Origin of the sequence: Sphingomonas sp. CFBP 13706 (genome assembly GCF_014842355.1) — a bacterium.
Taxonomy (GTDB): Bacteria; Pseudomonadota; Alphaproteobacteria; order Sphingomonadales; family Sphingomonadaceae; genus Sphingomonas; species Sphingomonas aerolata.
The window spans coordinates 70,782-83,354 of the sequence record NZ_JACYVM010000015.1; the positions used below are offsets into that span (position 1 = coordinate 70,782).

Annotated in this window: 8 protein-coding genes; 4 read left to right on the forward strand and 4 right to left on the reverse strand. The window is 65.8% G+C overall.

What is annotated here, in order from left to right; genetic code table 11:
* Positions 1–89: 89 nt before the first annotated feature.
* Together IFS44_RS18635 and IFS44_RS18640 are read right to left on the reverse strand one after the other, a co-directional pair.
* Positions 90–1,307: a sensor histidine kinase gene (locus IFS44_RS18635; protein ID WP_192099597.1), complete on the reverse strand. Its 1,218-nt coding sequence runs from the start codon at positions 1,305–1,307 to the stop codon at positions 90–92.
* Entirely contained in the window at positions 1,297–2,529 is a 1,233-nt protein-coding gene (locus IFS44_RS18640) for a sigma-54-dependent transcriptional regulator (RefSeq protein WP_192099598.1), read from the reverse strand. Before IFS44_RS18640 ends, IFS44_RS18635 begins: the two co-directional genes overlap by 11 nt.
* Positions 2,530–2,655: 126 nt before the next feature.
* On the opposite strand from IFS44_RS18640, the gene IFS44_RS18645 reads away from it, so the two are divergent.
* From IFS44_RS18645 to IFS44_RS18660, 4 genes are all read left to right on the forward strand, one after another.
* Entirely contained in the window at positions 2,656–3,939 is a 1,284-nt protein-coding gene (locus IFS44_RS18645) for an efflux RND transporter periplasmic adaptor subunit (protein WP_244650430.1), read from the forward strand.
* A gap of 8 nt (positions 3,940–3,947) precedes the next feature.
* Positions 3,948–4,628, forward strand: a complete 681-nt coding sequence (locus tag IFS44_RS18650) for an ABC transporter ATP-binding protein (protein ID WP_192099599.1) — start codon at positions 3,948–3,950, stop codon at positions 4,626–4,628.
* Between the two features lie 114 nt (positions 4,629–4,742).
* Complete coding sequence (locus IFS44_RS18655) at positions 4,743–7,160, forward strand: ABC transporter permease (protein ID WP_192099600.1); 2,418 nt, start codon at positions 4,743–4,745, stop codon at positions 7,158–7,160.
* A gap of 10 nt (positions 7,161–7,170) precedes the next feature.
* On the forward strand, positions 7,171–9,591 hold the full coding sequence (locus tag IFS44_RS18660; protein ID WP_192099601.1) for an ABC transporter permease: 2,421 nt from the start codon (positions 7,171–7,173) through the stop codon (positions 9,589–9,591).
* Between the two features lie 207 nt (positions 9,592–9,798).
* Here IFS44_RS18660 and IFS44_RS18665 read toward each other — a convergent pair whose 3' ends face one another.
* Entirely contained in the window at positions 9,799–11,271 is a 1,473-nt protein-coding gene (locus IFS44_RS18665) for a PepSY domain-containing protein (RefSeq protein ID WP_244650431.1), read from the reverse strand.
* The coding region (locus IFS44_RS18670) for a TonB-dependent receptor (protein ID WP_192099602.1) at positions 11,243–12,573 on the reverse strand (1,331 nt) is incomplete at its 5' end. The genes IFS44_RS18665 and IFS44_RS18670, both read right to left, overlap by 29 nt.

Here is a 12,573-nt window from a genome sequence, read left to right on the forward strand (position 1 = left end):
GATGAACGAGCGGCCGAAGTTGGGAAGCTGAGAAGGGGGCGGGGACGTCTGCTTCTAGGTCCTTCCGGTTTTATTGATGTGTCAACGCATTAGTATTTGCTGACGCCTGTTAAGCTGGTCGGACCGGAAGGGACGACGCCGTCGAACCGCGTTTTACCGGGGAGAGAAACTGCGAGGCTGAGATCGCCGTCGTGCCCCCGGAAGATTTGCCGGGCGAGCGCCAGACCCACGCCCGTGCCCTCGGTCTTGGTGGTGAAGAAGGGGCGGAAGATGTCAACCTGGTTTGCGGTTGGAATACCGGGGCCGGTGTCCGTCATCGTAAACTGCGTTTGGCCGACGAGGGCAGAGATGGCGAGCGTGACCCGCGCGTCGGAAGAGCCGTGCAACGCCTCGGCTGCGTTCTGCAACACCGCCCAAAGCGCCGCGGTCAGTTGATCCGGGTCGGCCAGCAGATGGGCCGGTGCATCCAGAAGGTCGGTCGTAAACGCGATTCCCGGCCATCTCGTCGTAAACAATGCCGCCAGATCGCTGACGAACCCGGCCAGAGGAATACGCTCTATCGAAGGGGCGGGCAGCTTCGCCAACCCACGGTAGCTTTCGCCGAACCGGTGCAGGCTGGCGGCGCGGCGTGCGACGGTCTCGACCGCGTCACGTACCTTGGGCAGCATCGGGTCCGGATCGTCGAGCATCGCCACCGCGGTCTCGGCTAGCGAGGCGATCGGGGTGAGGGCGTTGACGATCTCGTGGCTCAAGACCTGGACGAGCTCGCGCAACGCCGCGGCCTCGGCGGCCTTCAGTTCGGCGTCGATGTCGATCAGCGCGCCGATCCGCGTCATTCGCCCTGCCAGCGCGAGGTCGCCGGTGGCCAGCGCGAAGCTCCGGATGTCGGTGTCATACCCGATCTCGATCGCGGCGGTGCGGCCGGGGCGGGTGTCGGCGAGCGCGGAAACGAGCTGCTCAGGCGGATCGACGACCAGATCGCCTGCGCCGAGCAATCGCCGCGCGGCACGGTTGACGGCGCGCAACCGGCCGTCTTCGAGTGCGACCAAGGGCGCAGGCGACAAGTCAAGATAGGCGTTCAGACGGCGCCGTTCCTCTTCTCCAGCAGACGGGGTCGGGATTGGTGGCGCCGGTATCGGCGAGCGCTGACCAGCATCGACCAGGTCGAGTACGGCGATCCAGATCGCGATCATCGCCGCGAGGAGCGCGGTGGCGTACAGACCGCGTGTGGCCGCAACCGCACCACCGGCACCGGCCGCAGCTATTACCAGCGCGCGTACGACCGCGCGCGTCCGGTCAGAGGCCATAGCGTGCCATTCGGCGATAGAGCGCCGCGCGGGTCAGTCCGAGCTGTGCGGCGGCGCGGCTGACGTTGAAGGCGTGGCGCTCGAGTGCTGCGGTGATCAGCGTTTCCTCGTTACGCGCGAGCGACAGATCGGGGGTGAGCGATTGCGCCTCGGCGCTACCGGGTGGACGCAGCAGGTCGCCGATCGCGTAAGTCTCGCCATTGCCGAGCAGAACCGCGCGTTCCATCGTCTGGCGCAGACCGCGGACGTTGTCGGGCCAGCGATCCGCCGCGATCGCCTGCACAGCGTCCGCATCGAGTGGTCTGAGGGGCTTGCCGTGGCGGTAGGCGAACAGCGCGAGGAAATGGCGTGCGAGCAGCGCCGCATCGCCCGCGCGATCGACGAGCGGCGGGAGGGCGATTTCGATCGTTCCGACCCGGTCGAGCAAATCTTCGCCGATCGCCCCCCGAACGCCGGTGCGATCCAGTCGCGTGGTCGCGATGACGCGGATGCCGTCGAGCGCTGAGAGGAGAACGCCGTTGAGCGCACGAGGCAGGCGGTTGATATGGTCGATGACCAACAACCCGCCAGCGGCCGCCGCCATTTGCTGGGCGATGACGGCGGCGTCCGCGGCCTCGGCGTCCAACGTGATGAGCGGCAGGGCGGCGTGGGACGAGGCCTGATGAACCAGTCGGGCGACCAGCGTCTTGCCGGTGCCCGCAGCGCCGTGGATCAGGATCGGGGCCGCGGTCGGCGCGACGCGAGCGACCAAGTCGCGCGCGCGCGTAATCTCGGCGCTTTCGCCGAGCAGGATGCCGTCATGGACGGGCGGTGTCGCCGCTGTCTCCAGCTTCGCGCGGCGCAGCGCCAGCCCGCGCTCTACCGTGGTCAGCAGGCGCTCGTTGTTCCAGGGCTTAATCACGAAGTCGGTCGCGCCGCTGCGCATCGCCCGGACGGCGACCGCGATCCCGCTATGCCCGGTGACGACGATGACGACGGCGCGCGCGTCCGCTGCGATCAGCCGGTCGAGCATCGCGAACCCCTCCTCGCCGGTTGTCCGTCCCCGCGCGAAGTTGAGATCGAGCAGGATGACGTCGATTGGTTCGCCGGCGAGCAGCACCCAGGCCGCCTCCGGGTTCGCTGCGGTCGACACGCGCATGCCGTGCCGTTCGAGCAACAGCCGCGCTGCCTTGGCGATGTCGGGATCGTCGTCGATGACCAGGATGTGCGATTCGGTTGACATGGCCGTCATAGTGTCCGGAAACGGACAGTTGGTACAGTAGGGTGAGCGCTTCAGCTGCGGAGCACGGAATTATGCAGCTTTGGCAGTAGTTTAGGATCTGGTCGCTCCGTCCCGTACACTCTCTGCATGACGGAGACGACCTTGCCTGGAACGGGCGCCGCGATGGACCGGCGTATCGAGCGGCCGCACGCAAAGCAGCGCAAGCGGATCATGCGCAGTGCGCTTGCGATCGCGGTGGTGGCTGCGGCGGTGCTGCTATGGCTGCTGATGCCCGGCGCTAATGCGCTGACCGTCGATGCCGCCGCGATCCGTACCGGCGATGTGGTGCGCGCGCCGTTCCGCGATTTCGTGCCGCTCCGCGCCGAGGTGGCGCCGTTGCGGACCGTGTTCGTGACCGCGATCTCCGGCGGGCAGGTCGCCGACCTTGCAACCAGCGATGGCGCGATGGTCGCCGCCGGCACACCGCTCGCACGTTTGTCCAATCCGTCGCTCGAACTCGACGTGGCCAGCCGCTCGGCGGAGATCGCCGGGCAGTTGAGCGCGATCAGCGGCCAGCGGCTGTCGGTCCAGAACACCCGGCAGGACGGCGCGCGCGATCTGGCCGAGGCACGCAACGCGCTGTCAAAGGCGCGGACGTTGCTCGCGCAGAAGCAGGTGCTGTTCGACCGGGGGATCATCACGCGCGCCGCGATCGATCCGGTGCGCGAGGATGTCGGGTATCAGCAGGCGCGGGTTGCTGCGCTTGATCGAGGGACCGCCGAAGCCGGCGCTACGCTGGCGGATCAGTCCTCCGGCATCGCCGCGACCGCGCGGCAGTTGCGCGAAAGCCTGGCGATGGTTCGGGCGAGTCTCTCCGCCTTGGTGCTGCGCGCGCCGGTTGCGGGACGTCTTACTGCCTTCACGTTGCAGCCCGGGCAGACGCTCAAGAGCGGCGACCCGGTCGGGCAGATCGATTCCGAGGGACAGTGGAAGCTGACTGCCGATGTCGACCAATTCTATCTCGGGCGCGTCCGCGTCGGGCTCGGCGCGTCGGCCGATATCGACGGTCGGAGCTATGCGATGTCGGTCATAAAAATCCTACCGCAGGTCACCGAAGGCCGGTTTCGCGTCGAACTTGGCTTTCGCGGCCGCCCACCCACGGGGCTGAACCGTGGCCAGACACTCGACGTGCGGCTCGTGCTTGGCGCGGACCGTCCGGCGGTGGTCGCACTGTCGGGCGGCTGGCTCGATGCGGGCGGCACCACCGCGTTCGTGCTCGACGGCGACAAGAAGGCCGTCCGGCGGGCGATCGTCGCCGGCCGGCGCAATCCCGACCAGGTCGAAATCGTCTCCGGTTTGGCACCCGGCGAGCGGATCGTGACCACCGCGCTCGGCACCTACACCCCCTTCCAGACCCTTCTCATCAGATAGGATTCGATATGATCCACCTGCAGGACCTCAGCCGCACCTATGCCTCGGACGAGATCGAGACGACCGCGCTCGGCGGCATCGACCTCGCGGTCGAGGCGGGGGAATTCGTCGCGATCATGGGGCCGTCGGGGTGCGGCAAATCGACCTTGCTCAACATCATCGGCACGATCGACCGGCCGACCGACGGGCGGTACCTGTTCGAGGGCGCCGACATCGCGCATGCGCCCGAAGCCGAGCTCGCCAAGCTGCGCCGCGACCGGCTGGGCTTCGTGTTCCAGAGCTTCAACCTGATCGACGAGCTGACGATCGCCGAGAACGTCTTGCTGGGGCTGGCCTATCGGACGATGCCCGCGCGCGAGAAGAAGGAGCGCGTGGTGGCGGCGATGGACCGTGTCAGCATCGCCCACCGCCAGCGTCATCACCCGCACCAATTATCGGGCGGCCAGCAACAGCGCGCGGCGATCGCCCGCGCCATCGTCGGCGAACCGCGGCTGGTCCTCGCGGACGAGCCGACCGGCAACCTGGATACCGAGAACGGCGCGCAGGTGATGGACATCCTCAGCCAGCTCAATGCGGAGGGCGCGACGATCGTGATGGTCACACACAGCCCGTCGCACGCCGATATCGCCAAGCGGACGGTGCACATGCTCGACGGGCGTATCCTCTCCTCGGCGCGGCGCGCCGCTTGATGCGCCGCTCGCTCCAGATGATCGTGTTGCTGCTGCTCGTGGTGGTCCTCGTCCGCCATCTTGCCGCGACCAAGCCCGGCCCCACGCCAGTCAGCGACGCCTGAAGGAATCGCCATGTCCGCGCTAACCAGTCTCTATCGCTCGCTCGCGCATCACCGGTTGTTCGCGCTCCTCAACATCGGCGGTCTCGCGCTCGGGATCGCGACGTTCCTCGTCCTGTTCCTCTTCGTGCGGTTCGAGACCGGGTACGACCGCGTATTGCCGCAACAAGACCAGTTGTGGGTGATGGAGGAGCGCTATGTGATGCCGGGCTATCCGGCAGACACCAATCCGAACACGATGGGCAGCGAGCTCAAGATCCTGCAGGCGGATTACCCGCAGCTGGTCGGTATGCGCTACATGAACATGGCCGCGACCGTGCAGCAGGGCGGGCAGGCGACCGCCGCGGACCTGGGCACAGTCGACCCTAACTTCTTCGATCTCATGCGCTTTCCCGCGGTCGAGGGCGATCCGACAGCAACGCTTGCCGATCCGAACGGCCTGGTGGTCACGCAGAAGACCGCGCGTAAATATTTCGGGAGCCAGTCGGCAATCGGCCGGACGCTGCAACTGTCGATCGACGGGACGACCTATCCCTACAAGGTCGGGGCGGTGCTGCGCGACATGCCCGACGACGTCACCTTCAAGAGCGAGATGTTCGCGCAACTGTCGCGCACGCGCTTCGGCAACGAATGGTGGGAGCACTGGGGCAGCGCGTCGCTGACCACGTTCCTGCGTTTCCCCAGCGATGCCGCCGCGCGCGCGTTCGAGGCGCAATTGCCCGCGTTTCTCGATCGCCACGCTTATGCGGGTGGCAACTTCAAGAAAGGCGAGTATTTCCAGTCGCTACGGCCGCTGACTGCGATGCATCTGTATAGTCCGGGCGATCGCGCGATCGTCACGACCTTGGGCGCGGTCGGGCTGCTGACGCTGCTGATCGCGATCGTGAACTACGTCAATCTGGCCACCGCCCGTGCCGGGCTGCGCGCGCGCGAAGTGGCGATGCGCAAGGTGCTGGGCGGCACGCGGCGGTCGCTCATCCGGCAATTCCTGGGCGAGGCGCTGGCGACCGTCGCTGTGGCAGCGTTGATCGGGCTCGCGCTCGCCGAGATCGCGCTGCCGTTCGTCAATGCGCTTGGCGGAACGTCGCTGGCGATCCGCTATGTCGGTTGGGACGGCGTCGTCCTGCCGCTAGTCCTGCTGGTCCTGGGCATAGCACTGGTCGCGGGGCTGTATCCCGCGTTCGTACTGTCGGGGTTTCGCCCGGCGGCGGTGCTCGCCTCGACGCGCGCGCCTGGCGGTGGGCGTAGCGGCACGAGGCTGCGGAGTGCGCTGGTGGTCGTGCAGTTTGCGATCGCGATCGCATTCGCCATCGCCACCGGGGTCATGCTCAAACAGACCGAGCATATCCGTGACGCCGATCTCGGTTTTCGCCGTGACGGCTTGATGATCGTCCGCTCGCTGATGACCGGCGGGATCGACTCCCCGCAGCGCGCGGCGATCCTGCGCAGCCTCGCGGCGGTCCCCGGCGTCGTCGGCGTCACTGTCGCCAACAATGCCCCGGGCGACCAGAGCACGACCAATTTTTCGGGATACAGCCGGGCTGGGGTGTCCGGCGCCAAGATATCGTTGATGGATGTCGGCACGGGTCGCGACTATTTCAGCGTGTACGGCGCGCGCCTCATCGCGGGTCGCCTGTTCGATGCCGCGCATGCCGACGACCGCGGCCTGTTAACGATGGCCGAACGCAAGCGGGCAGGGCCCAACGTTGTGATCAACCGGACGGCGGTGACCGCTCTGGGCTTCGCGTCATCGACCGCGGCGCTGGGGCAGGCGATCAACGACGGCGAACAGGACTCGACGATCATCGGCGTGGTCGATGACCTGCGCTTCAGGAGCCCGCGCGATGCCGTCACGCCGGTCGCCTATACCTACAACACCGTCGACATCCTCTCGCCGTTTGCGGCGGTCCGTTATGCCGGTCGCGATGCGAAGGCGATGATGGCGGCACTCGAGGCGGCGTGGAAGCGCGTCGTTCCCGGCGTGCCGTTCGAGGCGCGCTCGGTCGAGGACAATCTGTACCAGCGCTATTACAAGGCCGATGCGCAGCGATCGCGGCTGTTCACGATCGGCGCGGTGCTGGCGGTCCTGATCGGTTGCATCGGGCTGTACGGCCTAGCGGCGTTCGACACCGCACGGCGCGTCAAGGAGATCGGTATCCGCAAGACGCTCGGCGCCTCGACCGCCGAGGTGCTGCGGCTGTTGATCGGGCAGTTCCTTCGACCCGTGATCCTCGCCAACCTTGTCGCGTGGCCGCTCGCCTATGTCGCGATGCAGCGCTGGCTAGGCGGGTTTGACGACCGGATCGCGCTGTCGCCGCTGTTCTTCGTCGGCGCCTCGCTTGCCGCGGTGCTGATCGCGAGCGGCACCGTCTTCGGCCAAGCGTGGCGTGTCGCCCGTGCCGAACCCGCCCGCGCGCTGCGCCACGAATAGGGGCCGATCGATGTCCTCAGCCTTCCTAACGTTGTACCGTTCGCTCACCCGGCATCGGCTCTACGCCATCCTCAACATCGGCGGGCTCGCGCTCGGAATCGCGGTGTTCCTGGTACTGATGTTGTTCGTCCGGTTCGAGACCAACTACGACCGCGTGCTGCCGGGATGGGAGCGGGTCTGGACGATCGAGCGCACGATCCAGTTTCCCGGCAACCCCGAGGTGCAGATCCCGTCTTCGCCTACACTTTCCGGTCAATTGGCGGCTGCGTTCCCCGATCTCGTCGCGGCGCGGATGACGCCCTACGATACCGCGACGGTGCTAACCGGGAATGCAAGCACCACGCACAAACTGGCCTTGGTCGACCGCGATTACTTTCGGATCTTTCCGTTTCCCGTCGTCGAGGGCGATACCGCGAGCACGATCGCTCGCCCGGATGGTATTGTCGTCACCCAAAGCGTCGCGAAGGGGTATTTCGGCAGGACAAGCGCTCTCGGGCGGACGCTGACGGTCGCGATTGACGGGAAGGCGCGTACCTACCGGGTCGGAGCGGTGATCGCCGACCTGCCGAAGAACCAGACGTACGCCAGTGTCCTGTTCGCGGCGATCCCGGCCGAACTCGGCGACGATTCCCGATCCAACAGCAATGGTGTCGTGACGTTTCTGGCTCTCCCTGACGCTGCGACGGCGGATCGGATCGGTGCATTCATGCGGCGCCATCCCGATCCCGGTTTCAATCCCGAAGCGCGTCAATTCTTGAAGGAAGGCATCGTGCCGCTCTCCGGGCGCCATCTTGCCGGCGACGGGGTCGGCACGGTCGTTGCCGTGCTGGGCGGGGTGGGGATCGTCGCGCTGTTGCTGGCGGTGGTCAATTACGTCAATCTCGCGACCGCGCGCGCAGGCCTCAGGGCGCGGGAACTCGCGATGCGCAAGGTCGTGGGTGCGACCCGGCGGATGCTGATCGGGCAATTGCTCGGCGAGGCACTCACCGCCGTGACGATAGCGGCGTTGATCGGGCTGGCGCTTGCCGAGATTGCACTGCCGTTCGTCAACGCGATCGGCGGCACCGATCTGTCCATTGTTTATTGGGAGGGTGCCTATTGGGGGTCGGGGTCTATCCTGCCGCCGATAGTGGCGATGACCGGGCTGGTGACGCTGTTCGCAGGGTTCTACCCGGCCTTCGTGATATCCCGGTTCCTGCCCGCGGGCGTGCTTGCCGCGGCCCGGACTCCCGGCGGTGATCGCGCGGGCGCACGACTGCGCAAGACACTGGTGGTCACCCAGTTCGGCATCGCCGTCGCGCTGATGATCGGGACGGCGGTGCTGTTCGCCCAGACCCGGCATGTCCAGCAGGCGGATATCGGCTTCGGGCGCGACGGCCTGATCATGATGAGCGGTTATGGCGATCCCGCGCTCGATCCGGGGCAACGTGCCCGGTTGGTCGATGCGATGGGCAAGACCCGCGGGGTTGCAGGCATCACGACGAGCGGCGTCGTGCCCGGCGGCGGTACGTTCGCGATCGCCAAAATGAAACGCCCCGGCGCGACAGGCGAGCCGCCTATGATCGTCCAGGCTACGGTCGGCGAGCATTTCTTCGACACCTACCGAGCCCGGCTGCTGGCAGGTCGAGCCTTCGATCCGGATCGTTTCGCGCTGGACATCGGCAATGGCGGCGCCGGAAGCGGGTCCCTGGCGGGAAGAGTGGCGAACATCATGCTTAATCGTACTGCTGCTCGACGCTTGGGGTTCGCACGAGCCGGCGAAGCGATCGGCGAGATCGTTTCGCTCGACGGCGGCACGGTGAGGATCGTCGGTGTGATCGCCGATATGCGCTTCGGGACGCCGCGCGAGCCAGTCGAGGCGTTCGCCTATAGCTATCGGCCTGGCGGTGGCTATCGCGCCATCGTGGTGATCCGTACCTCGGCCGATGCCGCAACCGTCCTGGGGCGGCTGGAAACGACGTGGCGCCGCATCGCGCCGGCGGTTCCACCAGCAGCCACGACGGTCGACCAGAAACTGTACGACTCCTATTACCGCCAGGACGTGCAGCGGTCGCGGTTGTTTACAGCCGGTGCGGTGCTAGCGGTAGCGATCGGATGCCTCGGGCTCTACGGTCTGGCAGCGTTCGATACCATGCGGCGGGTCAAGGAGATCGGTATCCGCAAGGTGCTGGGAGCTTCGACCAGCGACGTGATGCGGCTGCTGCTGGTCCAGTTCCTCAAGCCGGTCCTCCTGGCGAACGTGATCGGGTGGCCGATCGCGTGGTTCGCGATGTCGCATTGGCTGAGCGCGTTCGACGACCGTATCGACCTTTCACCCTACTATTTCGTCGGTGCCAGCGTGCTGGCGCTTGTCATCGCGGCGGCGACGGTTGCCAGCCAGGCATGGCGCGTCGCACGGGCCGAACCCGCGCGCGCGCTGCGCCAGTTCTAGGAGGCTGAGGCAGGCGGGTTTGCTGCCCGGTGCGCAATGGCATGCCCAATTAGCCGACCACCGTGACGCCAACGGTCCGATTAAGGTAAGCGACTGGACGAGGTGTAGGTCGAATGTGTCAAGCTCAGCGCAGCGTGAAGATGAATGAGTGTCTGAAGTTGAGAAGGCGGTAGGACACCTTGAATGTCGGCATATGGGTCCGCCCAGTCATCGGATAAGTCTTTTCCACCCAAGCCAGATACCGCTTATTGATGTCACCACACCGGCGATCGAGAACATCCAGATCAGTCCATCCCAGGCTGGCCGGTGCAATGTCAGCGTGTTCAGATCCCATTTGTGAAGGAGGTCGAATACCCAGCGGTACGCCCTCTGTCGTTCATCGACCGTCCGGAGAACTTCCCCGGTAGCGGGATCGATATAGAACCAAGTCTGTGCCGGATCGGCAAAACGCAGCCGCAACACTGGCAGACGCGGTAGCATGCCGACCGCATACCAGTATGCATCGGGCATCGTCAGGAGATCGACTGAGAGTAGCGGCGCGGGGCCCTCCAGATGACGTGCGGCCCTCACGATGGCCACCTCTGTAGTTTGGGATGGCGCGAGTGTTGCCGCATTCAACACTGCTCGCCGCCCGTTGCGATAGGACAGCACGATGAGCGGGGTTCGCGCATAATCAGTCAACGCCGCTACAACCGCACCCTCGCCTGCTATGCGGAGCCGGTCGAGTGCTAGGTCCGGCATCGGATCAGATGCCTGATAGATCCGCACAGCCGCATCGTCTGGCTTCGTCCCGCGAAACAGATGGCCGGGATCGACCGACAGCCATCCGCTGAAGATCCAGGCGATCAGGAAGATACCACCCACCAGCCCCGCGACATGATGCCACAGCATCCAGCCGTCGTAGGGCGTCATTCGCCCGCCTTTGAAGCGCCGTGCGCCAATGCGGGTCCGCAGGATGCCGATCCACATCCCCGCAACCGCCGCGGCGATGCAGGGACCAGACGCCCACAGCACGACCTGACGCCAGATCGTTTGATCCCGTCGCAGAACCGTCGGATAGAGCCAGTGCGGCACCGAACCGAGCCAGTTCCAGAACCGCTCGCGACGGGTGGTCACTTGAACCACGGCGCCCGTATTCGACGACACATAGGCCTCCGTGCCGGACGCGTTGGCAAGCGCAACTTTCCAAATTGGACGGTGTCGATCGAAGCCGCCAGCAACCGTCCACTGATCCCGGGTCAGCCGTTCTACGTGCTTCGTCGGTACGTTGCCAAAGCGGCCAGCGACCCGACCGGCGTAAAGAGCATCGACCGGTCGCAGGACAGTACCGCGACTGGCCGCGGAAGTGGTGTGCGTTCCATCCCACCCGGTCACGCGCCAAACAGGCGCGTCGTCGCGCATCTCGAGCAACAGCTCCTGCGGTAGCCGTCCGCCGTCTAGCGGGGGCGGCACGTTCACTGCTGCCCAGTCGATCGCCTCGCTCCCAACCAGCTTCTCGGCTGGCGAGAGGGAGGGATAGGGCACGTAGAGCATCACCAGCCCGGACAGAAACCACATGGCGAAGAACAGGCAGCTGGCGATGCCGATCCAGCGATGAATGAGGTACAGCCAGCGCCGGGCAGTCTTGCCAAGCCCCGGCCGCCTGAGGGCGTTAAAAGCTGGCACGAAGTGAAACGTCAACCGAGCGGGGACGGCCAAGGACCCACTGCTGATTGTTGTACGTGCTTAGCGCGTAGGCGCGGTCAAACAGGTTGTAGCCGTGGATATCGACGGCGAGGCGTGGCGTCACCGCATAAGAAAGCGTGGCATCGACCGTGGTGTAGCTGGGGACGCGGAAGCTGTTGGCATTGTTCGAATAGCGACGTCCAACATAGCGCAATCCGGCGCGTGCCTGAACCGCGTGCGTGGCGTTCCAGCGCAGCCAGAAATTGGCGAGCGTCTCGGGCACGTCCGGCGGGGTATTGCCGTTGAAGCTCGAGCCGCCTGAGATGAAGTCGTCGAACGTCGCGTCGAGCACGCTGCCGTTTGCATCGATCCCGACACCGTAAGGCAGATCGAGTGACACTGCGGCTTCGATACCCCTGGCCGATCGCTGTCCCACCTGCTCGACCGGGCTCGTCGGGGTCAGTTGCGCCAGCAGGCGTTTCTTGACGATCCGGTAGGCGGCGAGGGTGGCGGTGCCGCGACCGTCGAGGAAGACCGCCTTGGCGCCGATCTCGAGCTGGTCGCCCACCGCGTTGCTGAACTGCACCTGCCCGGTCGAATAGGTGGTCAGCGTCCCCAGAGGATCCACGCCGGTGGCATATTGCGCATAGAGCGACACTGTCGGGATCGGTTGATAGACACTCCCGATCCGCCAGGTCACGTTGTGCAGCCGCTTGTCGAGCACGAATGTCTCGATGCCAGCGCCGTCCGGAAAGTTGATCGACCAGCGGCGGATCTTGTCGCGCTCGTAGCGCACGCCACCGACGATCGAGACGTGCGTGCCGAGCTTCAGCCGGTCCTCGGCAAAGACCGCATATTCGGTGGTCCGCGTCCGATAGCGCGGTGCGATCCCCTGGGTGTCGACGATCAGACTGGGATCGAACGCGAAGGGATCGACCTCGGAGACCTGGGGATCAGACCCGAAATTGTGCAAATAGGTTAGTTTGATGAGGTTGACGTCGAAGCCCACGACAAGGTCGTTGCTGACGCCATCGGCGATGCCCGTCTTGAACGTCACGCTGCCCTGATCGCCCCACTGCGTCTGGTCGTGGACGATCCCGGTCATGTCCGTCCTCAGTATGCGGCCGGGCGTACCGGTGTTGGCGCTGCCGTTGGAGCAGATCCCGTCTGCGGCGATCCAGCAATAGCTTTCGAGGTTGAGCCACGAGCGTTGCGACGTGAGGCGATAGGCCTGGTTGCTGACGGTGACCGCGTCGCTTGGCGTCCAGTCGACCTGCAGGCTGGTGCGGTTGTCCAGGTAGCGGATGACGCCGTCGC

Bases quoted from the DNA above. Each gene is read 5' to 3' on its own strand.
- IFS44_RS18635 (WP_192099597.1), bottom strand. From the start codon at position 1,307: ATGGCCTCTGACCGGACGCGCGCGGTCGTACGCGCGCTGGTAATAGCT.
- IFS44_RS18640 (WP_192099598.1), bottom strand. From the start codon at position 2,529: ATGTCAACCGAATCGCACATCCTGGTCATCGACGACGATCCCGACATC.
- IFS44_RS18645 (WP_244650430.1), top strand. From the start codon at position 2,656: ATGACGGAGACGACCTTGCCTGGAACGGGCGCCGCGATGGACCGGCGT.
- IFS44_RS18650 (WP_192099599.1), top strand. From the start codon at position 3,948: ATGATCCACCTGCAGGACCTCAGCCGCACCTATGCCTCGGACGAGATC.
- IFS44_RS18655 (WP_192099600.1), top strand. From the start codon at position 4,743: ATGTCCGCGCTAACCAGTCTCTATCGCTCGCTCGCGCATCACCGGTTG.
- IFS44_RS18660 (WP_192099601.1), top strand. From the start codon at position 7,171: ATGTCCTCAGCCTTCCTAACGTTGTACCGTTCGCTCACCCGGCATCGG.